We start from the raw sequence: 22,502 nt of genomic DNA, 5'->3' as shown, positions 1-22,502 counted from the left end.
GAATTTCAGCGACGCGGCCCGCGGGCAACGCGCTCGATTTCCTCGCGAACCAGCCGTTCGACGAGTGTCGGCAGATTGTCGTCCAGCCATTCCTGCAACATCGGCCGCAACATTTCCTGAGCAATTTCGTCAAACGAACGCCTCGCACCCTGATCGACCGCGACAGCGAGATTGTCGAAGGACTGCGCGACCTTCCGGCCGACTTCCGGAGAAACGATGGCGGCGATCGCCTTCTCGGGCACCACCGTTTCGATCACCGGTACCGCGGCCGGCGCGGGCGATTCGACGCTGTCGCGGATCTCCACCGGCTCGGGGGCAGCGGCGGCTTCCACCGCCTCGTGTACTTCGGCGGCCAGGACGGGCTGCGCGGCCGGAGCCTTGGGCGCAGAGACGGCGGCCATGCGCGATGTGACAACCGGACTGTCCTGAATCGCAGGCGCCGGTGTAACCGGCTGGCCCTCACGCGGGGCAAAGCCCGTGGAGTGCCGCTCCGAAGCCGCGCGAACGCGTGCTGCGACATCGGCAAGCGAAAGCGGCGGCTGCGCCGCCACCGTGCTCGTCTCGGATGAAACGATGGAAAGTTCTACGGCCGGCGCCGCCGGAGTAGGCCTCGATGTTTCGATCGGCTCTTCGCGCTGGGCGAAGGCGAGTGTCTCGATCTCGCTGTCGATCGTCAGCTCGATCTCGTCTCCCGATTCGTCCTCGAAATGCTCCTGCGGCGATAGCCCGGCCTGGCCAGGCTCATTGCTCTCGATGATCTTGCGAATGGATGCCAGGATCTCATCCATCGAAGGTTCACGCGCGACATTGAGCTGTGCCATTTCTATCCCCGTTTGACGCGGCCGGCATGTGTTTCAAAACAGGACATGCGCCGATTTCCGAGAAACCTTATGTGAGTTCGCGGACGAAACATACGCCACGAATCAGCCACTCAGATTCTTGCACAGATTTGTTTTCAGGGCCAAAAATAGAAAAGCCCCGGGGAGACCGGGGCGTTTTCTTTAGCGACCGTCGACGGTTCGAAGGCCGAACCATTTGTCCTTGACCGCATCGTAGTGTTCCTCGGCGCGGTATTCCGCAACCTGCAAGCCCTGGCTCTTCACCGTAAGGTTCGCGGCGGCCGCAAGCAGCGTGTAGCTGGCGACGACGGCGTCGCGCTGAGCAAGAGCGAGCAGTTCCTGCGCCTGAAGCACGTCCTGCTGCGAATCGAGAACGTCGAGGGTCGTGCGCTGGCCAACCTTGCGCTCTTCGATAACGCCATCCAAGGCCAGCTTGGCGGCGGAGATCTGTGCCTTGTTCGCCGAAATGCGCGCAATCGCGGCTTCGAGCTGCGCATAGGCCGAAACGATGGTCTGCTGGACGGCTGCGCGTGCCGAGTCGACCAGGATGCGCTGCTGTCCCAGACGTTCCTTCGCCTGGCGGATCTGGCCGTACTCGGCGCCGCCCTGATAGATCGGAACTTCCAGGCGCGCCGTTATGCTCGAGGTGTTGTTGTCGAGGCCGTTGGTGCTGGCGTTACCGGTTGTGCGGCTGACCTCGCCCTGAAGCCTTACGCCAGGCAGCATGGTGCCTTCCGCGGACTTCACCTGGAAACCTGCCGAATCGACCGAGTACTGCGCCGCCAGAATTGTCGGATGCTCACGCAGGCCCGTTGCGACAGCCTGATCGAGTGTGCGCGGCAGACCCTTCGAGGCCGGAGAGGCCTGCTTGATGCCCTTGGGGGCGTCGCCGACGATCTGCACATAGGTCGCTTCGCTCTGCTTCAGCTGGGCGACAGCGACGATGAGCTGCGACTGTGCGTTGGCGAGCGATGCTTCGGCCAGGCTCACGTCCGTGCGCGTACCTTCACCCACGTCCAGGCGCGCCTTGGCGGCGTTCACTTGCTCCTGCAGGAAGGTGATGTTCTGCTTACGGATGGCCACCAGCTGCTGGTCGCGGGCGATGTTGGAATAGATGGTCGCGGCCGATAGCAGGATCTGCATTTCGTTGGCGCGCAGCGATTCGCGAGTCGCGAAGACGTTCGATTCGGCCGCGCGAACATTGTTCAGCGTCTGAAAGCCGTCGAAGACCATCTGCGTTACGGAGACACCGACCTGCCCCTGATGAAAGTCCTGTGACCTGGTCTTCTCTCGTTCGACAGACGTAAGCGTTCCCGATGCGAAAGCAGCGACTTGGGGGCGAAAGCCAGACTTGGCGATCGGCACGCTCTCGTCGGTTGCGCGCAGGCCCGCACGTGCAGCGTTCAGATCCGGGTTGTTTGCGTAGGCTTTGGCCATTGCACCGAAGATCGTCTCGGCCAGTACTGCGTGCGGGGCAACCAGTACACTCGTCGAAACGGCGGCCCACAGGGCAGCTTTGCGGACAATCGACACCATTACTTCTCTCTCCGATCGGGGCGGCAGAGCCTGCCCTCTATTTCCCGCAGCGCTGTCCTCGTTACAAAACGGCGCTGCCTAGACACGGCGATGAAGCGCTCACACCGCCCACAGGTGAGCAAATCACTACCACAGCACTCTTTGAAACCCGGATTCCAGATTCCGACAACTGCGCAACCCCACTCTGCGCAGGCATTTCAAAAAGAAACAAGTACCCCGTTGCGAATTGGCAACATTGTTATTTTAGCAGTGCATTTAAATGTTGATATCCCTCAATAAGCGGGACCTCAAAAAACAAATTCCTGCTCGCGGCGGAAACCGGGAAGCGGTTTCACCGCGGTGTTGAAGTCGGCACGCTCGGAGGTTTTTCCGTGCTCGTGCACATAGAGTTTAGCGCGAGAAGCGTTGCCAAATCCTTCGACCACGACGAGACGGCCTCCGTCGCGCAATTGCTGGAAAAGACCCGCAGGCAAGACCTCCACTGCACCATGAATGAAGATGACGTCGTAAGGCGCTTCGGCGGCGTAACCCTTCTCGAGTTCGCCGGTGACAACCGCGATATTGTCATAGCCGAGACGCGCCAGCGTTTCGGTCGCGGTGGCGGCAAGACCCTCGTCGCTGTCGAGCGCGACGACCGAGCCGGCGACCAGCGACAGGATCGCCGAGGCGTAACCGGTGCCGCAGCCGATCTCGAGCACGACGTCGGACTTGGCGATCTCGGCCAGCTGCAGCAGCTTGGCGAGCGGCGACGGTTCCATCAGGAAGCGCGGCGATCCGCCGTTCGCGCCGTCAAGCGCGATGTCGGTGTCGATATAGGCGAGATCCTTCATCTTCGCGGGCACGAATTCCTCGCGCGGCACGGTGAGGAAGGCGGACAAGACCGAGTGGGACGTCACATCCGTCGTCCGGATCTGGTTGTCCACCATCTTGGTGCGCGCTGCTTCGAAATTCATGCTAGTGCCCTCGTATCCGGATAGGCGCGGCGCCGCTTTTCGGAGAAGCCCGCGCGATCGTCTTGTGGCTCTCAACGGAAAGCCTTTGACGTAAGCTCTTAAATCGCCGCCCCGCGGGATTCAAGCGACAGCGGCAAATTGCGCCGGAAAAACGGGGAAGAAGAGCCTTGATCGATCAGGGCGGCCGCGCGGGGTCCCGGCGCGACGCATTGTGGAGACATGGACCGCGGGCGACGTCAGCGCGCGGGCGCGCCTTCCAGGCCCACGAGGGCGATCTTGGTGTAGCCGGCATTCTGGATGAGGTTCATGACCGTCATCAGCTCGCCGTAGTCCACGGCCTTGTCGGCCCGAAGCAGAACGCGCGTCTCGGTGGCGCCCTCGGTCAAGCGCTTCAGTTCGTCAGCGAAGGCCTCCCGGGCCGTTTCTTCATTGCCGATCGCCAGTGCGAGGTCGGCCTTCAAGGTCACGAAGACCGGCTTGTCGTCGCGCGGTGCAGGTTTTGCCGCCGATTGCGGCAGGTCCACTTTCATATCCACCGTGGCGAGCGGCGCCGCCACCATGAAGATGATCAGCAGTACGAGCATGACGTCGATGAAGGGTGTGACGTTGATTTCACTGTTCTCGTCGAGATCGCCGCCGCCTTGGCTGACTTTTCCGGCCATGGGTCACCCGATCCTTGCGATGGTCGTTTCCGCATGGACGAAGCCTTCCTGTCGGCGGGGCTGCGCCTTGCGGACCAGACGATGGTCGAGGTCACGGCTGACGAGCCGTTCCACGGCGGCGGCAGCGTCGGCGAGGACCACCTTGTAGCCACCCACGGCGCGGGCAAAGTAGTTGTAGATGATGACCGCAGGAATGGCCGCCACGAGGCCGATGGCGGTTGCCAGCAGCGCTTCGGCAATACCGGGCGCGACGATCGCGAGATTCGTCGTCTGCGCCTTGCTGATGCCGATGAAGGAATTCATGATCCCCCATACCGTGCCGAACAGGCCCACGAACGGACCGACCGAACCGATCGAGGCCAGAATGCCGGTGCCACCAGTCATGCGCTTTCCGGCGCGGACCTCGATACGGGTCAGCAGCGAAGAGACGCGTTCCTTGATGCCGCTTGCAGGCGCATGGTCGACGACGGCCTCCGAACGTACCATTTCGTCGATCGCCGCAGCCACCATCTCCGGTGCCGGGCCCGACTTCCCGTCGAATGCGTTCTTGACGTCAGCAAGACCGTTGGCAGCGGACAGAAGGCGAACCGCCCGCGTGAGGCGCGCCTTGGCACCAAGGAGTTCTAGCGCCTTCACCAGGAAGATCGCCCAGGTGGCAATGGACGCCAATGCAAGGCCAACCATCACGCTTTTGACCACCAGGTCGGCCGCCATGAACATGCCGATCGGCGACAGTTCGTGCGGCAGCACCGGGTTCGCCGTACCGTCGGTCGCAACGGAAGCGCCGTCGACAGAAACGGGGGTGGCCACAGGAGAGGCTGTCTGTGTTGCGGGCTGCACCTGCGTGATCGGGGGCTCCTGGTTTACCGGTGCGCTGCCGGCCGTCTGGCCTTCTGCGACCGGCGCCGGCGATCCTGTGAACGTACTCTGAGTGCCACTCGTGACAGGGGCTGACGACGCGCCTTCACTCGCGGACTGAGCGAACGCAACCGCAGGCAATGCAGCCGATGACAGGCCCAGCATTGCAGCGGCCAGCAGATTGATCGTCGATCGGGCTCGGTTCGGCATCGTCTTCCTCACGTACTGGTCCGTTTCGTCAATTCAGAGCGAAGGGATTTGTCGTCACCCACCACATCCCTTGCGTGCTTTTTCGGCTGTTTACGCAAAGGGGAGCGCAATGACAAGGAATTGTGGAGTTTATCAATCAAGAATTATTTCGCAACCGTCTACGCCGGGGAAGACGCGCCGCGACCGCGTCAAAGGGCTGGCTGACCTTCGGCGAAACTACCGGTCCGCCAGTCATAGGTGCGGTGGCGTTCCCAAGGACGGGAAAGCGCGGTGAATGAGGTGCGAAATTGCATTCCAGCCGACGTTTGCCCCGCACCCGGCTGCGCTCGAACTTCGATTGCACCGGTGCGACGCAACGTCTGCGCGTTCACGATACGGGCGCGAGCGGTCGGGCATTTCGCGCTGTCGACCCGGGCTGCGGTCACCACGAGATCGGCCTGGTCACACAAGGCCGGAAAAAGGCGCGGGTTCTCGAGCGCAACGATCGTCCAGCCGTAAGCATTACGCGCCGCACACCATTGTTTTTCCCGGCAGATGAAGATCCCCGCAGCGGTCGCCTCGATCGCCGAGGACAGATCCGCACGGATCGCAGTCACTTTTTCCTGGTCGAGCGGCGGAGCACTCTTCCCGGCCCGCTCCGTAGCCGGATAAGGGTCACCTGCCTCCGGCAGCGGAAGCATCGCCGGCTTGAGGTGGTTTTCCAACGCGAGAGCCCGCTGCCATTGCGAGAACAAAAAGTCCGACGGGCGCACCCTGTTGGTCGCGATCGCGTCGTTCACGACGAGACCGATGAGGCGGCCATCCTCCGAAATCACAACGTCGGGCAGACGGTCGCGCTCCAGCGGGAGGCTGACGAGGCCTACGAAGATCAGGACGGCGCCCGACAGGGCCAGCCAACTCCGCAATACACAGATGAGGACACCACCTGCGGCAATCAGCACGAAGCCAATATGCCCGATACGACCCGTGACAATCTCGCCATCGAGAGTGACCACGAAACGGGCGATGTCGAGCATCCGGTCGAGGCCCCACGCCATGGCCAACAACGGATAATGTTCAAGCCCGAAGGGCATCAGGAGCATTGCGAACAGGCCGAACGGCATGATCACGATGCTGATCACCGGCATGGTGAGAACGTTGGCGAGCAGACCGTAAGCCGGCAACCGGTGGAAATAGGCGATCGAATAGACCGACGTCGCCAAACCACCGATCAGCGAGGTGATGACGACGCCGGCGATCACGCCGGTGACCAGGCCCCTTCCCTTGCGCTGCCTCTCCGCCGCCGGCATCGCTGTCTCCCGTCGTTCGCGCCAGCGCGCATAGCCGGCAACGAGCGCAAGGGTCGCCGCGAACGACATCTGGAAACCCGGCCCGGCAACAGCAGACGGTGTTGTGGCGACGATGACGATCGCCGCCAGTGCGACGTTGCGCAAGCTGATCGACATACGATCGAAAAGCATGGCCATGAGCATGATGGAAATCATGATCCAGGCGCGCAATGCCGACACGGCTCCACCGGAGATAAGAATGTACGTGCAGACCATCAGCAGCGCGCCGGTCGCCGCGACCTTCTTGATCGCCACACGATGCGCCAGGCCAGGGATCATACTGAGCACAGTGCGCGCGCCGATCAGGAAGGTTCCGGCGGCAAGCGCCATGTTGAGGCCGGAGATCGCCAGCACATGCGCCAGCCCGGACTGCCGCAATACCTCGACGGTCTCACGGCTGATGGCTCGCTCTTCCGCGGTGACCAGCGCAGCTGCAAGCGCTCCGGTGTCGCCGCCGATCGCGGCACGGATGCGCTCTCCGACGGCCTCGCGCATCGCGGCGATCCTGGTTGCCAAGGATGAGGGAGAACTCGCCTCCGTCTTCCCTGTCGCGAGGGCTTCCCCGCCCCTCGGCGCGCCGTAGAAGAACCCGACTGCACCGATACCTTTGAAGTAGCTGTCAAACGCGAAGTCATTCAAACCCGGTAGCGCCGGACCGGACGGCGGCGACAGCCGCGCCCGGCCCTCAATAGTCGAGCCTATCGGCAGCGGATCTTCGCGCCCCCGCGCCACCAGCGTGACCTTCGTCGGCTGCCGGCGCAAGCGCGGCTCGGTCGTCTGTTGAACGTCAACCCCGTAGCGCCATTGACCTTTCTCGTCCTGTTCGCGCGAGAACACCACGCCGCGCACGTTTGTCGTCACCGGTGCATCAAGAACGACCGTGTCGGTGCGGGCAGTGTCTACCGCGATCAGCAGCATTCCTGCGACAAACAGTGCCGCCGCGATCAACGGCGCCCGTAGCCGTGCAAATTTTCCGATACATAGCACTGCCGCTATGCTGAAAATGCAAAGCAGCAGTGCAAGTTTGACAATTCCGACATCAAATGGGAGCGACAGCCAGGTAAGGACCCCGAAGATCAGCAGCACCGGGATCAACACAAATCCGTGACCATATGCGCGTTCTTCTTCGATTGCCGAGGCGACCGATGCCTTGATGGCGCGCGGGCTGAGATGCGCCGAGAGCCTGAAGACACCGCGGCGCACCTGTGTCGAAATCAGGCGGCGCGGCACATTGGGAGCAAAGACCGCAACGGCGGTGGCGGCATCGGAGCCCGGCAACATGAAGCTGCCGCGCTCCGCGTCGTGCGAAGCCTGCCGCGTATCAGTCTCGCTCATTGCGTCAGCGCTCTTTCCCCTGAATACGCGCTCGATCATGCAACCAAAGGCACATTACCGCAACCGAGGCGCTATCTGCTGAAAAAAGCGGCAATCCTATATAGAATGGTACCGCACCATCATCCGACGAGATTGTTGATCTCCTTGGACTTATTGCCGTAACATGCCATTGTTGCGTCGCCATATGCACATTTTCGCATCGCACAATTTGCCTTTCGTACAGCTTGGCAGTCGAAAATAAATCATATAGCAAATTCGCAACGTTCATTTTCGTGGCACGTTTCGGTGCCACGTTGCCATAAGACGGAGGGTCCGATGACTGAAAAAACCGCGGTTGTAACACTCGATGGAAAGTCTGCGGATCTTCCGGTGCGATCGGGGTCCATCGGCCCTGACGTTGTGGACATCGGCTCGCTGTACAAGCAGACGAAGATGTTCACCTACGACCCGGGCTTCACGTCCACGGCGTCGTGCGAATCCAAGATCACCTATATCGACGGCGACGAAGGCGTGCTGCTCCACCGCGGCTATCCGATCGAACAGCTCGCCGAGCACGGCGACTTCCTCGAAGTCTGCTATCTGCTGCTCTACGGCGAACTGCCGACGAAGGCACAGAAGGCCGACTTCGACTATCGCGTCACGCACCACACCATGGTGCACGAGCAGATGTCGCGCTTCTTCACCGGCTTCCGTCGGGACGCGCACCCGATGGCCGTCATGTGCGGCTGCGTCGGCGCGCTTTCGGCCTTCTACCACGACTCGACCGACATCACCGATCCGCACCAGCGCATGGTTGCCTCGCTGCGCATGATCGCCAAGATGCCGACGATCGCGGCGATGGCCTACAAGTACCACATCGGCCAGCCCTTCGTTTACCCTAAGAACGACCTCGACTACGCGTCGAACTTCCTGCGCATGTGCTTCGCCGTTCCTTGCGAAGAATATGTCGTCAACCCGGTTCTGTCGCGCGCCATGGACCGTATCTTCATCCTACACGCCGACCACGAGCAGAACGCGTCGACCTCGACGGTTCGCCTCGCCGGCTCCTCGGGCGCCAACCCGTTCGCCTGCATCGCGGCCGGCATCGCCTGCCTCTGGGGCCCGGCGCACGGTGGCGCAAACGAAGCGGCGCTCAACATGCTCGCCGAAATCGGCACGGCTGATCGCATCCCGGAATTCATCGCCCGCGCAAAGGACAAGAACGATCCGTTCCGCCTGATGGGCTTCGGTCACCGCGTCTACAAGAACTACGACCCGCGCGCCAAGATCATGCAGAAGACCACGCATGAAGTGCTTGCGGAACTCGGCCACAAGGACGATCCGCTCCTCGAAGTGGCGATGGAACTCGAGCGTATCGCGCTCACCGACGAGTACTTCATCGAGAAGAAGCTCTACCCGAACATCGACTTCTACTCCGGCATCACGCTGAAGGCTCTCGGCTTCCCCACCACCATGTTCACCGTTCTCTTCGCGCTCGCCCGCACCGTCGGCTGGATCGCCCAGTGGAACGAGATGATCGAAGATCCGGAACAGCGCATCGGCCGGCCGCGCCAGCTCTATGTCGGCGCCCCGCAGCGCGACTACGTACCGGTCTCCAAGCGCTGATCGGTATTAACGGAAACAAATAAGCCCGGTCAGAAATGGCCGGGCTTTTTTCGTAGCAAAGGCAGATCGATCGTGATGTTGCGTGGTCAAGCGGGCGCATTCGCGCGGTGCAAAGTCTCCACGCGCATCGCGGCGACATCAGAGATTGAAGGATAGCGTGACCGCTCGGTGGCGGGCCTTACGCCTTCTTGTTTTCGAGATAGCCAAGGACGATCTCGGCTGCCATGTCGCCTGGCGGACGGCTTGTCGCCATGCGCTGTTGCACCAGCGTGTAGCCATCGAGCATCGATGCGCGCTGCGCCGTCGCAGCCGATAGGCGCTCCACCCAGCGCGTAAGCGCGCCGGGGCGAATTGATTCGCCGAAGTATTCGGGAACGATCGGAAAATCTGCGATCAGGTTCGGCAGCGCGCCGCTCCAGATGCGAATGCGTTTATGCAGAAGCTTGACCAGGAAGTCTGGATCATAGGTCGAAACGACGGGAACGCCCGCCAAGGCGAGTTCCAATATCACAGTACCCGAAGCGGCGATCGCTGCGTCGGCGCGGTCGAAAGCCGCCCACTTCTCAGCGGTTCCCACGGTAATCTCCGGCTGGACGCGCCAAGATGCGGTGATCTCCCGCACCAACTTCTCCTGCCGCGGGACTGTCGGTAGCAGGAAGCGGATGCCCGGGTGACGGCTTGAAAGTTCCTCAACCATCGCCGCGAAAATCGGCAACAGCCGGCCAACCTCGCTCGATCGGGAACCCGGCAGAAGGAGGCATGTCGATACCCGGCCATCCGTCGTTCCGGCAAGGCGCTGCTGTCGGCTCGCATGAACCGCCAGCAGATTCGCATCGCTTGCAAGGCGGTGGCCGACATAGGTCGTCGGAGGGCCCTGCAGTCGCTCCATCGCCTGTGGTTCGAACGGCAAGACGGCAAGCACGTGATCGACGTAGCCGCGCATGCGCGGCGCACGCTCCGGCTTCCAGGCCCAAACGCTCGGGCAGACGTAGTTGATCACAGGCACATCCGGCAGCGCCGCACGGACCTTCCGCGCCACACGGTGGGTAAAGTCCGGGCTGTCGATGATCAGAAGCGCATCGGGGCGCGCGGCGATGATCGCCTTTGCAGTCTGGCGAATGCGCATGATCAGTTTCGGAAGGCGCGCCAGCACCTGGGTGAACCCCATGATCGATAGCTCGGAATAATCGAACAACGACCGGAGACCCTCGGCCTCCAGCGCTTCGCCGCCGACGCCGACGAGCTCGATCGTGCTGCCGCTTTGCGCCCGAAGCGCCCGGACGAGATCGGCGCCCAGAAGATCGCCGGAAACTTCGCCTGCAATGACTGCGAGCTTGTAGCTCGGCGCGCTCATCGTTCGGCTCCCTTGGCCGAGCGCTCCACCCCGGCAACAAACAGCCCGGCGCGATTGGCGACCTCGATCACGTCGGCACGCTCCAGGACCAAGGCCCTGCCCGCCTCGACCGCGACTCCGGCCAGGCCGGCCCTTTCTGCAAGCGCGACGGTCGACGGCCCGATCGACGGCAGGTCGGCGCGAAGATCCTGACCGGGTTTGCACAGCTTGACGAGAACGCCCCGCCGGCGAGATGAGACGCGCCCTTCCGCCTTCAACGCGACGACACGCTCCAGCATCGCGTCGGTGCCTTCGGCACCCTCCAGCGCCACGACACGTCCGCCGACGGCTACGGCACCCTGCCCCACATCCAGCGCGCCGAGCGCGTTGGCGGCGGCGATACCCGCCTCGATGTCGCGGCGGTCGTCTGCATCGGGCGCGACCGCGCCAATCGGCCCTGGATCCGCCAGGAGATTGGGTACCACTTCATGGACGCCAATCACGTGGGCGCCGCTTGCTTCGATCAGGGCCATGGCCATGCGCAGCACGGCGTCGTCTCCACCGGATACCAGCGTCTTCAGAACAGCCGGGATCTTTGCGAGCGTTCTCAACGTCGGGCGAATGTCACGCCATTCCGGCCGGCGGCGAACCCAGCCCGACAGAACGACGCGGTCAATCCCCTCTTCTTTGAAGGTACGGCTGATACTGGCGAAATCGCCGATCCCGAGGACGGAATGATCGAAGCCGACCCAATCGGCTTCTTCCGCCTCTCGGGACAATGCGATGATGAAAGGATCTTCGCCGCGCGCCCTGACGGCTTCGGCCACGTGATGCGGCAGCGCGCCACCGCCAGCAATGATTGCGAGCCGGCCGCCGGTCGCTGCGTGGCCCGCAGCAGCCGACATCACGCTCACGCCTTGCCGCGAGACGGCGACGATAGTGCCCGGTCGCTTTCGGCCGCGATGAAATCGAGGATTTCCACGACCGGTGCGCAGTCGGCATATTCTTCGCGAATCGCCGCCGCATTGGCACGAATCGACTCCGGCCCTTCAAAGATCTGCTTGTAGGCGCGGCGAACGACGTGGATCGTTGCGCGGTCGATCCCGGCTCTCGTCATGCCGACGACGTTCAGGCCACTAAGGATGCCTGGATTGCCGTTGAGCATGCCGTACGGGATGACATCGTAGCTGACGGCCGACAGGCCGCCGACGAACGCCTGACGGCCGACACGGGTAAACTGATGCACGGCGCAGCCGCCGCCGAGAATGGCGCGGTCCTCAACCGTGACATGGCCCGCCAGCATCACGTTGTTTGACAGGATGATGTGATCGCCGAGGCGGCAATCGTGCGCCACATGCGAATAGGCCAGGAAGAGATTGTTGTTGCCGACGACCGTCTGCCCGCCATGCTCGACGGTGCCCGTGTTCATCGTCACGCCTTCGCGGATCGTGCAGTTCGTGCCGATCAGCAGTTCGGTGTCGACGGCGCTGTGATGAACGCTCTGCGAATCGGCGCCGATGACGGCCTGCGGGAAGATCTTGGTTCCCTTGCCGATCGTCGTGCGGCCGGTGACCACGACATGACTGTGAAGCTCGATATCATCCCCGAGAACGACTTTCGGCCCTACGTGGCAAAAGGGGCCGATCTTGACGTTTTCGCCGATCACAGCGCCGTCTTCGATGACCGAGGACGGGTGAATCTTCGCTGTTGCTGCAATCATGTTCAGGCGTCTTCCTTGCTGACGATCATCGCGCCGATATCAGCTTCTGCGACCAGTTGCCCGTCAACTTTTGCATCACAGTGAAATTTCCAGATATTGCCGCGCTGCTTCTGCTTCACGACATGGAATTCGACGCGATCGCCGGGCACGACCGGCTTGCGGAAGCGCGCATTGTCGATGGTCATGAAATAGACGAGGTTCGTTCCGGTACCCACCTTGCGGGCACAGATCGCACCGGCCGTCTGAGCCATACCTTCAACCAGCAGCACGCCCGGCATGATCGGCTGCTCCGGGAAGTGGCCGGTGAAATGCGGCTCGTTCGCCGAAACGTTCTTGATGCCGATCGCCGAATTGTCGCCGTCGATCTCAATGATGCGATCGACGAGCAGAAATGGGTAGCGATGGGGCAGCAGTTTCAGGATTTCCTGAATATCAGCCGTACCGAGAACCGTTGCTGCTTCACTCATTCGCGCCACCCTTCTTCTTTTTCTGTCTTTCCTCTGCCCGCATGGCCATTTCCGCGACGTCCCGCAGGAAATCACGCATCGGGCGCGCCGGAATACCACCGTAGCGTTCGCCGGCGGGAACATCGGCCGCCACGCCGCTCATGGCGGCGATCTGGACGCCATCACCGACCGTGATGTGGCCGTTGACGCCGCTGCCGCCGCCAATCATGACGCCATCGCCGATCTTCGTGCTACCGGCAATGCCGACCCCACTGACAATGCCGCAATAACGACCGACACGGACGTTGTGACCGATCTGAACGAGATTGTCGATCTTGGTGCCCTCGCCGATCACAGTGTCGTCCATGGTGCCACGATCGATCGTCGTATTCGCGCCGATCTCGACGTGATCCTGAATGATCACACGTCCGACCTGAACGATCTTGATCATCCCGCCCTTGGGCCCGGGTGCGTAGCCGAAGCCGTCCTGCCCGATACGGGCGCCGGGGTGAATGATCACGCTGTTACCGACGAGAGCGCAGAGCACGCTCGCGCCCGCGGCAATCGTGCAGCCGCGGCCGATGCGCACACCCGGCCCGATAACGGCGCCAGCGGCGATGCGGGTACCGCTTCCGATTTCCGCACCGGCTCCCACGACCGCCATCGGCTCGACTTCGACATCGTCTTCAAGACGTGCGGTCGGATCCACGAAGGCACCAGGCGACACGCCGCTAAGGCTGGTGTTGCGCGCAGGTCGCATCGCGATCTCGTGCAACAACGTGCCGGCAAGTGCAAAGGCAGTGTGCGGCCGAGCTGTCAACAGCACGGGGATATGCGCAGGCACCAGGCTGGAAATCGTCTTGTCGCAGATGATCGCGGACGCCTGACACGTATCAAGCTCCGCACGGCTCTTGCGAGACAGCATGTAGCAAACGTCGCCAGGCTTGGCCCGATAGACCGGCGCTACAGATTTGATGGCACGATCGGCGACCGCACCATCATTCAACTCCGCCCCAATATGATCCGCCAGGTCACCCAGGCGAATCCCATCATGGGGCGGAAAAAACCAGTTCTGTTCCATGGACACTCCAGAACGATCTTTTCTGGCAGTTCTGGACTGCTTCTTATCAGAACGACGAGGAAATACCGAACTTCAGGTTCTGTACCCGGTCGAAATCTTCCTTGGCAACCGGCCAGGCGTAGTCGACACGCAGCGGACCGAACGGCGAAGCCCAGATCAAGCCAACACCGACCGAGGCGCGCAGAGACGAGTCGTTGCCCTGTACCGTTTCGCCCGGAGCCATCGTCACCTTGCTGCTGTAGAGCGTACCGGCATCGGCGAAGACCGCACCACGGAAGCCGCTGTCACGCGGAATGCCCGGAAGCGGGAACGTCGCTTCAGCCGAAGCCGTGAAGTAGGTCGTGCCGCCGAGCGCATCGCCCGTAGCCTTGTCGCGCGGGCCGATACCGTTACGTTCGAAGCCACGGATATCGTTGGAACCAAGCTGGAACTGGTCGAAGACCTGCAGATCACTACCGGTTTCGAAGACATGACCGGCGCTACCACCGAGCGACGCGATGATGTCCGCCTCGTCGTTGACCGTGTAGTACCACTTGGCCTTACCGGTCATCTTGTAGAAGTCGGAGTCGCCACCAAGGCCTGCAAACTCGTGCGTGAAGGTCGCCAGGATGCCGTCATGCGGCAGCTGGGCATCGTCGAGCGTGTTGTAGGTGATCGACTGCGAGACCGACGAACGGACCCAGTTGCCACCCTCAACCGCGCGAACGTAAGGTGACGACAGCTTCGCGACGTTACCGCTATAGTCGAACTGCGTGAAGTTGTAACGCAGCGTGGTCGACAGGTTTTCGGTGATCGGCGCCGTTACGCGCAGGCTGAAGCCCTGATCTTCGTAGCTGTAGTTGTCGTCGTCGAAGTCGTTCTCGTTCTTGAAGACGTCAAAGCCGGCGGCCAGACGATAGCCAAGGAAGTACGGCTCGGTGAACGAGACGTTGTAGGTCCGGCTCTCGTCACCCCGACCGGCGGCAACGCGGATATACTGGCCACGACCCAGGAAGTTCTTTTCTTCGATCGAAGCTTCGACGAGGAAGCCGCCGCCGCTACCGGCCGAGTAACCAGCACCGATACCGAACGAACCGGTCGACTGATCCTGCACGTCGACGATGACGACGACGCGGTCGGCAGCACTGCCCGGCGCAGTCGAGATATTGACGGCGGAGAAGTAGCCGAGAGCTTCGAGGCGACGCTTGGCACGGGCGACCATTTCCTGGTTGAAGGCGTCGCCTTCACCCATGTCGAATTCGCGACGGATAACGTAGTCACGCGTGCGGGTGTTGCCGCGAATCTCGATGCGCTCGACGTAGGCACGCTCGCCCTGGTCGACGAGGTAGTCGACCGCGATCGTGTGATTGGCGAGGTCGCGGTTACCGCGCGGCGTTACGCGCGCAAAGGGATAACCGGCCGAAGCGACACGCTTCGAAATCTCGCTCATCGTCGCCTGAACGTCCTTGGCCTTATAGACCGAACCCTCGCGGCTCAGCACGAGCCCCTTCAGCTCTTCGGCATTAACGCCCTCGACCGTCGATTCGACATTGACCGAACCGAAGTCATAACGTGGACCTTCTTCGACGGTGATCGTCACCGTATACTCATTGGTCGCCTCGTTGAGCGTCGCGTCCGAAGAAACGACCTGGAAGTCCGCATAACCTCGGTTGTAGTAGAACTGGCGCAACAGCTCTTCATCGGCGCGAAGCTTGTCCGGGTTGTAGACGTCCTTGCGCGTAATGAACGAGAAGATGCCCGATTCCTTCGTCGCGATGACCGACTGAAGGCGACCGTCGCTATAGGCCTCGTTGCCAACGAAGTTGATCTGCGAAATCTTGGTGCGCTCACCTTCATTGATCACGAAGGCAAGGTTGACACGCCCTTCGGCAACCGGGACGACCTGGGTCGTCACCGTGATGTCGCTACGACCGATGGCGGCATAGGCGTCCTTGATGGACTGAATATCGGATTCGACCGTTGCTTCGGTGTACGGACCGAGCGGCTGCGTGCGAACGACGCCCTGCAGCTTGTCGTCCTTGATCTTGCGGTTGCCGTTGAAGACGACCTGGTTGACCAGCTGGTTCTCGCTCACGCTTACGACGAGCGTACCGCCAGCGATATTGATGCTGACGTCTGAGAAGTAGCCGGTAGCATAGAGGCGCTTCACGGAAGCGTCGATGTCGCTGTTGCTGAAGGCCTTGCCCGGAACGATCGTGATGTTCGCGCGAACCGTCTCAGCGCTGACGCGCGTTGCCCCGCGCACTTCGACACGATTGATGACCGCAGCTTCTGCGACAGACGTGCCTGCGAGCAACCCAACACCAGCGCCGGAAACAACAATACTTGTTGACAGCGCAGCCGCCGACACCGCGTTCAAAAACCTTGAACCAGCTTTCATGTTCAAATCTTACCTTTTCCAAACGTCGCGCGGCAGTTTCGTGCCGACTCCGGTCACGGTTGCCGTTTTAACCGCTTTTCCCATACAAGCAAGCCAGCTCGTTAATTTCTGTTTACTTCAATTCGAACCGTGGCTTAACGGCCACTACAGCCTCGAGTTATCGTAAACAAAACCTTTCTTCGCAAGCCGTTGAAAACCAATCGTTCACAGTATCCGCCGAATTCCCCTCGCCGTTTCCCCGACCGAACGCTAGCCGAAGAACATCGATATGTCGTTCCAGGTGGCAAAGACCATGAGCATCAGCACCATGGCAAAGCCGATCCGATAGGCGACATCCTGCGCGGCAGGGCCGACCGGCTTCCCGCGCAACGCCTCAACCGCATAGAACATCAGATGGCCGCCATCAAGCACCGGTACGGGCATGAGGTTAAGCAATCCTATGGAAACTGACAGGATCGCGGCGATATTCAGCAGGAATGGAATTCCGAGCGCAGCCATCTGCCCCGAGACCTTCGCGACGCGGATCGGCCCGCCGATCTGGTCCGCCTTCATCCGCCCGGTCAACACGTTGCCAAGATAATCGAACGTGCCCGTGATCACGTGCCAGCTCTGCAATACGCCCTGCCCCACGGCCTCGACCGGACCATAGGTGACCGTGCGGAAATTGCCGGCTTCCTGGTCTGTCAGGATGCCGATGACGCCGATCTCCATTTTGTTGCCGAACTGATCGGTGAGCTCCGTCCGCTGCGGCACCATCGGCAAATCAAGGATCGCGCCGCCACGTTCGAGCCGAATCGTGATTTTCAGCTCAGGCCGCACGCTGACATAGCGGCGAACGTCGTCGAAGGTTGTCACCGGCTCGCCATCGATCGAGATCAGACGGTCGCCCGGAACAACGCCTGCCTGTGCGGCCGCGCTGTTTTCGTTCACGCGTGCAACCACCGGATCGGCGACCTGACGTCCGTAGACCGAGAACAGAACCGCGAAGATGGCAACGGCAAGGATAAAGTTGGCGATCGGCCCGGCAGCAACCGTAGCCGCCCGCTTCCAGAGCTTGGCGCCGAGGAAGGTTTTGCCGCGCTCTTCCGGCGCGATTGCCTCCAGACGCTTGTAGTCTGGCACGCTCGCCGCATCTTCGTCGCCAAAGAACTTGACGTAGCCGCCAAGCGGGATCGCCGACAGTTTCCAGCGAGTACCGTGCCGATCGGTCCAGCCGCAAAGCTCGGGACCGAAACCGATCGAAAAGGCCAGGATACGTATTCCCGACCAACGACCGACGAGGTAGTGCCCCATCTCGTGCACAAAGACCAGCAAGGTCAGCACGACGAGGAAAGGAATGATGTAGCCGGTCAGAAGCTGAAAGGCATCAAGGAGATATGTCATGAACGTTCCTCAAGTCCCTGCGGACGGCATCAAGGGCCAAGCAGGACCGAACCGAAGGCGATCTGGCGCCCATCGCTGACGAAATACTGAATCATGACCAGAATCAACGCCGCGACACAGGCGAATATCAAACCGTCGACCCGATCCATGACACCGCCGTGCCCCGGAATGAGACGGCTCGAATCCTTTACGCCAAAGCGCCGCTTGATGAAGGACTCGAACAAGTCCCCAACCTGGCTGGCCACCGAAAGCACCAGGGCAATGATCGGGATCCGAAGATCTTGCAGCGAGAAATAAGCCATAAAAACGGCAACACCGGCGAGGATTCCGCAAATCGTCCCCCCGATGGCCCCGGACCAGGTTTTGCCGGGCGATATACGCGGCGCAAGCTTGGGGCCACCGATCGCGCGGCCGGTGAAGTAGGCGAAGATGTCGGTTGCCCAGACCACTGCAAAGACGAACAGCGTCGCGATCAGCCCAAGATCATCGGCACCCCGAAGCGCTGCCAGCGATATGCCGGTGAGGCCCGCATAGGCAATGCCGCCCGGCAGCCACCAGCTTGTCTTTTGAACAAAAACCCACAGCATCGCCGCACCGACGCCGAACGCCAGGAACGGTAGGCTGTAGCCGATGTAGCCGGAAACGACGAGAGCCGCGATCACCGCCATCGAGAGCCAACCGAAGGCATTGCCCTGGAAATCGCGCTCAACTAGGCCGGTGATCGTCGACCATTCGTAGTAGACGAGAAGCGCGATCAGGACCGAAAGAAACTGGAAAGCGAGGCCGCCGAACCAGGTCGCAGCGAGAGCAACCGCTGCGAGCACCACTCCCGAAGCGATGCGAAGCTTAAGTTCAGTCTGCATCAGGAACCAACCGCCCGCGTCGGCTCAGCCAGGCCGCCAAAGCGACGCTCCCGGCACGCATACTTCTCGAGCGCCGCCAGGAACGTCTCGCGCGTGAAATCCGGCCACAGCTCGGGAACGAAGATCAGTTCGGAATAGGCGCCCTGCCAGAGCAGGAAATTCGACAGACGCTCTTCGCCGCTCGTACGGATGATCAAATCCGGATCGGGGATGTCTGACGTATCGAGCGTCGCCGCAATACGTTCCTGATTGATGTCCTCGGGGCGCAAACGTCCTTCTGCGACATCGACTGCAAGGCGACGCATCGCCCGGCTCAGCTCGTCGCGCGCGCCATAGTTGAATGCGATCACAAGGGTAATTCCGGTGTTCGCCCGTGTCGTTTCCTCGGCCTCGATCAGCAACGGCAGAACGTCGCCACGCAGATTCGACCGATCGCCGATGACGCGGATGCGGACGTTTTCGCGATGCAGGTCGGCGAGATCCCGGCGGATGAAGGTCTTGAGCAACCCCATGAGGTCGCTCACCTCCGGCTCCGGCCGGCTCCAGTTTTCAGAAGAGAACGCAAAGAGCGTGAGATAGCGAATACCCAGCTGGGCGGCCGTCTTGACGGTGTCGCGAACGGTCTCGACGCCTTTTCGATGCCCCATGGTACGCGGTAGACCACGCGCGTTCGCCCAACGTCCGTTGCCATCCATGATGATGGCAACATGCTCAGGAACGGTCGTGGAGATGAGGTTTTGCATAAGGCGTCCGCGAAAGGAGACTCAGATCACGAGCAGATCAGACCTGCATGATTTCCTTTTCCTTCTCGACGAGCAAGCGGTCGATCTCGGAAATCGTTTCGTCGGTCATCTTTTGCACGCGCTCGGACTGAGAACGGCTGATATCCTGACCGATGTCGCCATCCTTTTCGGCTTTTTTCAGGTCATCCATACCGTCACGGCGCACGTGGCGCACTGCAACCTTGGCTTTTTCCGCATAGTCGTGGGCGACCTTGACCAGCGACTTGCGGCGCTCTTCGTTGAGCTCGGGCAGCGGAATGCGCAGGTTCTGACCGTCGATGATCGGATTGAGGCCGAGGTTCGATTCGCGGATGCCGCGATCGACGGCGCCAACCATTTGCTTGTCCCATACGGAAACGGACAGCATGCGCGGCTCGGGAACCGTGATGTTGGCGACCTGGTTGAGAGGCACACGCGAGCCATAGGCTTCAACGGTCACCGGATCGAGAACGTTCGCGGACGCCCGGCCGGTACGAAGCGACGCGATATCGCTCTTGAATGCGGAAATGGCGCCGTCCATGCGACGCTTCAGTTCCTTCAGTTCAACACCTTCACTCATGGTCGAAACTCCCGTTCTATCATTCGCCGGCCCAAGGGCCGTTCTGCAGCGTTCTTAGTTGTCTGTGACGATGGTAGCCCGACCACCGCCAGTCAATATCTCTGTGAAGCCGCCCTTTTCGTGGATCGAGAAGACGACGATCGGAATGGCATTTTCGCGTGCAAGCGCAACGGCAGCAACATCCATGACGGCCAGGCCCTTTTCAAGAACCTCGCTGTGGGTCAGGCGATCGAAGCGGGTTGCTGTCGGATCCTTCTTCGGATCGGCAGAATAGATCCCGTCGACCTGCGTGCCCTTGAAGATCGCCTGTGCGCTCATTTCGGCGGCACGCAAAGCGGCTGCGGAATCGGTCGTGAAGAACGGGTTGCCGGTGCCGCCGGCAAAGATCACCACGCGGCCGATCGACAGGTGATGGAGCGTCGCGCGCTGCGAAAAGCTTTCGCAGATCTCAGGCATCGCGATTGCCGAAAGCACGACCGTATCGATGTCGAGCTTGCGCAACGAGGTGGCAAGCGCCAGCGCGTTGATGACGGTCGCCAGCATGCCCATGTGGTCGCCGGTGACCCGATCTCCGCCCTTTGAGGCCACCGCGACGCCGCGGAAGATGTTACCGCCGCCGACGACGACACCGACTTCGACGCCCATGGCGCGCGCTTCGGCAATGTCGGCTGCGATGCGGTCGGCGACCGCTACGTCGATACCGAAGCCCTGGCTTCCCATCAGGGCTTCACCAGAGGCTTTGAGGAGAACGCGTTTGTAGAGTGGTTCGGCCGGCATCATCGCTCCTGATCAGATCGGTTGCGCGTGCGCACAACGACGGCGCACAGCGCATAAGGACATATTGCGCTACCCGGTTTCAACCGCTGCGAAGTAGATTCCAGCGGGTCCGGCGCATTGACGAAGCCCGATACACGAAGGGCACCGCGTTGTCACGCGATGCCCTGAGGTTTTCCCAATATGGGTGAAGAAATCAGCCCTTGGCGACGGCCGCAACTTCTGCGGCGAAGTCGGACTCTTCCTTCTCGACGCCTTCGCCGAGCAGCAGGCGAGCCATGCCGGTCACTTCGATCGGGGCGCCAGCGAGCTTTTCAGCATCCTTGACAGCCTGACCGACAGTGATTTCCGGGTTCATGACGAAGGCCTGCGACAGCAGGGCGACTTCTTCGAAGAACTTGCGCATGCGGCCTTCAACCATCTTTTCGATGATGTTGTCCGGCTTGCCCGAGGCGCGCGACTGTTCGATGAAGACGTTGCGTTCGCGCTCGGCGACAGCTGCGTCAACTTCGTCAGCGCGAATGGCGAGCGGGTTGGTGGCAGCGATGTGCATGGCGATCTGGCGACCGACCGAGAACAGAACTTCCTTATCGCCAACCGACTTCAGCGCGACGAGAACGCCGAGCTTGCCGATGCCGTCGCCGGCAGCGTTGTGGATGTAGGTGGCAACGACGCCGTCTTCGACCTTGAGCAGAGCTGCGCGGCGCAGCGTCATGTTCTCGCCGATGGTAGCAATCGCGTCCTTGATCGTCTCGTCGACCGACTTGCCGGTTGCCGGGTAGTTGGCGTTGGCAATGGCTTCGACAGAACCGTCGGTGCCGAGCGCAACGTTGGCAACGCCGCGAACGAGCTCCTGGAAGGCTTCGTTACGGGCAACGAAGTCAGTCTCGGAGTTGATTTCGACGACAACAGCCTTGACGCCACCGCTGACAATACCGATGAGGCCTTCAGCAGCCGTGCGGCCCGACTTCTTGTCGGCCTTGGCGATGCCCTTGGCGCGCAGCCAGTCGATCGCAGCTTCCATGTCGCCGTTGGTTTCGGCGAGCGCCTTCTTGCAATCCATCATGCCTGCGCCGGTCTTTTCGCGCAGTTCCTTCACCATTGCTGCAGTTACACTCATCTTATTGCCTCTTTGTGTGTTTGGCTGGCGCGCTGCCCGTTGGAGGCGCAGTACCAGGAGGTGTGGCAGGGAATGGCTTTTCAATGTGACACCGTGATGACTGCATCACGCTGATGTTGCTCAGATCCAACGATCCGAACGGATGGACACCATCCCTGGCTGAAAAGAACAAGGCCGTTCAGACTTCCATCACAAACGGCCTCGTCCCGACATTTCATTGGGGGCGGCAGGCTTACCTGCCGCCAAGCCCGATCAGGCTTCGGAGGCTTCGTCGAGCGCCGGCTCGACCATAGCTTCAGCCGATGCGCCGAGATCACGGCCCGATGCGCCTTGCTGACGGGCGATGCCGTCAATGGCTGCACGAGCGATCAGATCGCAGTAGAGAGCGATCGCACGCGAGGCGTCGTCGTTGCCCGGGATCGGGTAGTCGATCTGGTCCGGATCGCAGTTGGAGTCGATAACGGCAACAACCGGGATGCCAAGGCGCTTGGCTTCGTCGATCGCGATCGATTCCTTGTTGGTGTCGATGATGAACATCAGGTCCGGTGTGCCGCCCATATCGCGGATACCGCCGAGAGCGCGGTTGAGCTTTTCGCGTTCGCGCTCGAGGTTCAGGCGTTCCTTCTTCGTGAAGCCCGAAGCTTCCGAAGCGAGAATTTCGTCGAGCTTGCGCAGACGCTGGATCGAGTTCGAAATCGTCTTCCAGTTGGTCATCATGCCGCCGAGCCAGCGAGC

The 22,502-nt window shown here is 61.3% G+C and carries 20 protein-coding genes; 1 reads left to right on the top strand and 19 read right to left on the bottom strand.

The window, feature by feature from the left end; genetic code table 11:
• Positions 1 to 5: 5 nt before the first annotated feature.
• The 6 genes from I8N66_RS14270 to I8N66_RS14245 form a co-directional block, all read right to left on the bottom strand.
• A complete protein-coding gene (locus I8N66_RS14270; protein WP_291154606.1) occupies positions 6 to 821 on the bottom strand; it encodes a PopZ family protein in 816 nt (271 codons plus the stop codon).
• Positions 822 to 1,001: 180 nt separating this feature from the next.
• A complete protein-coding gene (locus I8N66_RS14265) occupies positions 1,002 to 2,375 on the bottom strand; it encodes a TolC family outer membrane protein (protein ID WP_291154604.1) in 1,374 nt (457 codons plus the stop codon).
• A 287-nt stretch (positions 2,376 to 2,662) separates the two neighbouring features.
• Positions 2,663 to 3,328 carry a protein-L-isoaspartate O-methyltransferase gene (locus I8N66_RS14260; RefSeq protein WP_291154602.1) on the bottom strand — a complete coding sequence of 222 codons (666 nt, stop codon included), beginning with the start codon at positions 3,326 to 3,328 and terminating at the stop codon, positions 2,663 to 2,665.
• Positions 3,329 to 3,564: 236 nt separating this feature from the next.
• The gene (gene exbD / locus I8N66_RS14255) at positions 3,565 to 3,990 is read right to left on the bottom strand and encodes a TonB system transport protein ExbD (RefSeq protein WP_291154600.1); all 426 of its coding nucleotides are present in this window, start codon (positions 3,988 to 3,990) and stop codon (positions 3,565 to 3,567) included.
• Between the two features lie 3 nt (positions 3,991 to 3,993).
• Positions 3,994 to 5,058 (bottom strand): tonB-system energizer ExbB, encoded by a 1,065-nt coding sequence (gene exbB / locus I8N66_RS14250; RefSeq protein ID WP_291154598.1) that lies wholly within the window; start codon positions 5,056 to 5,058, stop codon positions 3,994 to 3,996.
• Between the two features lie 188 nt (positions 5,059 to 5,246).
• A complete protein-coding gene (locus tag I8N66_RS14245; protein WP_291154596.1) occupies positions 5,247 to 7,721 on the bottom strand; it encodes a ComEC/Rec2 family competence protein in 2,475 nt (824 codons plus the stop codon).
• A gap of 315 nt (positions 7,722 to 8,036) precedes the next feature.
• Here I8N66_RS14245 and gltA point away from each other — a divergent pair, with 315 nt between their 5' ends.
• Positions 8,037 to 9,326, top strand: coding sequence for a citrate synthase (gltA, locus tag I8N66_RS14240; RefSeq protein WP_057255779.1), 1,290 nt, complete (start codon positions 8,037 to 8,039; stop codon positions 9,324 to 9,326).
• Between the two features lie 178 nt (positions 9,327 to 9,504).
• Here the strand turns inward: gltA and lpxB are convergent, their stop codons facing one another.
• From lpxB to rpsB, 13 genes are all read right to left on the bottom strand, one after another.
• Positions 9,505 to 10,680, bottom strand: a complete 1,176-nt coding sequence (gene lpxB / locus I8N66_RS14235; RefSeq protein ID WP_291154593.1) for a lipid-A-disaccharide synthase — start codon at positions 10,678 to 10,680, stop codon at positions 9,505 to 9,507.
• A complete protein-coding gene (locus tag I8N66_RS14230) occupies positions 10,677 to 11,564 on the bottom strand; it encodes an LpxI family protein (protein ID WP_291154591.1) in 888 nt (295 codons plus the stop codon). Before I8N66_RS14230 ends, lpxB begins: the two co-directional genes overlap by 4 nt.
• A 5-nt stretch (positions 11,565 to 11,569) precedes the next feature.
• On the bottom strand, positions 11,570 to 12,385 hold the full coding sequence (gene lpxA, locus I8N66_RS14225; protein ID WP_162768746.1) for an acyl-ACP--UDP-N-acetylglucosamine O-acyltransferase: 816 nt from the start codon (positions 12,383 to 12,385) through the stop codon (positions 11,570 to 11,572).
• Positions 12,382 to 12,846 carry a 3-hydroxyacyl-ACP dehydratase FabZ gene (gene fabZ / locus I8N66_RS14220; RefSeq protein ID WP_034796695.1) on the bottom strand — a complete coding sequence of 155 codons (465 nt, stop codon included), beginning with the start codon at positions 12,844 to 12,846 and terminating at the stop codon, positions 12,382 to 12,384. Before fabZ ends, lpxA begins: the two co-directional genes overlap by 4 nt.
• Positions 12,839 to 13,906: a UDP-3-O-(3-hydroxymyristoyl)glucosamine N-acyltransferase gene (gene lpxD, locus I8N66_RS14215; RefSeq protein WP_291154586.1), complete on the bottom strand. Its 1,068-nt coding sequence runs from the start codon at positions 13,904 to 13,906 to the stop codon at positions 12,839 to 12,841. Before lpxD ends, fabZ begins: the two co-directional genes overlap by 8 nt.
• Positions 13,907 to 13,952: 46 nt before the next feature.
• Positions 13,953 to 16,286, bottom strand: a complete 2,334-nt coding sequence (bamA, locus tag I8N66_RS14210) for an outer membrane protein assembly factor BamA (protein WP_291154584.1) — start codon at positions 16,284 to 16,286, stop codon at positions 13,953 to 13,955.
• 249 nt (positions 16,287 to 16,535) lie between these two features.
• Positions 16,536 to 17,669, bottom strand: a complete 1,134-nt coding sequence (rseP, locus tag I8N66_RS14205) for an RIP metalloprotease RseP (protein ID WP_113537645.1) — start codon at positions 17,667 to 17,669, stop codon at positions 16,536 to 16,538.
• A gap of 29 nt (positions 17,670 to 17,698) precedes the next feature.
• Positions 17,699 to 18,532, bottom strand: a complete 834-nt coding sequence (locus I8N66_RS14200; protein ID WP_223727134.1) for a phosphatidate cytidylyltransferase — start codon at positions 18,530 to 18,532, stop codon at positions 17,699 to 17,701.
• Complete coding sequence (locus I8N66_RS14195) at positions 18,532 to 19,275, bottom strand: isoprenyl transferase (protein ID WP_113537647.1); 744 nt, start codon at positions 19,273 to 19,275, stop codon at positions 18,532 to 18,534. The genes I8N66_RS14200 and I8N66_RS14195 overlap by 1 nt, the downstream gene beginning before the upstream one ends.
• A gap of 37 nt (positions 19,276 to 19,312) precedes the next feature.
• Positions 19,313 to 19,873, bottom strand: coding sequence for a ribosome recycling factor (frr, locus tag I8N66_RS14190; protein ID WP_113537648.1), 561 nt, complete (start codon positions 19,871 to 19,873; stop codon positions 19,313 to 19,315).
• A 54-nt stretch (positions 19,874 to 19,927) separates the two neighbouring features.
• Positions 19,928 to 20,650 carry a UMP kinase gene (pyrH, locus tag I8N66_RS14185; RefSeq protein ID WP_291154579.1) on the bottom strand — a complete coding sequence of 241 codons (723 nt, stop codon included), beginning with the start codon at positions 20,648 to 20,650 and terminating at the stop codon, positions 19,928 to 19,930.
• Between the two features lie 193 nt (positions 20,651 to 20,843).
• Positions 20,844 to 21,767, bottom strand: a complete 924-nt coding sequence (gene tsf / locus I8N66_RS14180; RefSeq protein ID WP_113537649.1) for a translation elongation factor Ts — start codon at positions 21,765 to 21,767, stop codon at positions 20,844 to 20,846.
• Positions 21,768 to 22,019: 252 nt separating this feature from the next.
• Positions 22,020 to 22,502 (bottom strand): 30S ribosomal protein S2 (rpsB, locus tag I8N66_RS14175; protein WP_291154577.1); only part of this gene is annotated, 483 nt, incomplete at its 5' end.

The organism is Ensifer sp. SSB1 (assembly GCF_016652895.1).
Classification (GTDB): domain Bacteria; phylum Pseudomonadota; class Alphaproteobacteria; order Rhizobiales; family Rhizobiaceae; genus Ensifer.
This window is presented reverse-complemented; position numbering and strand designations above follow the sequence as displayed.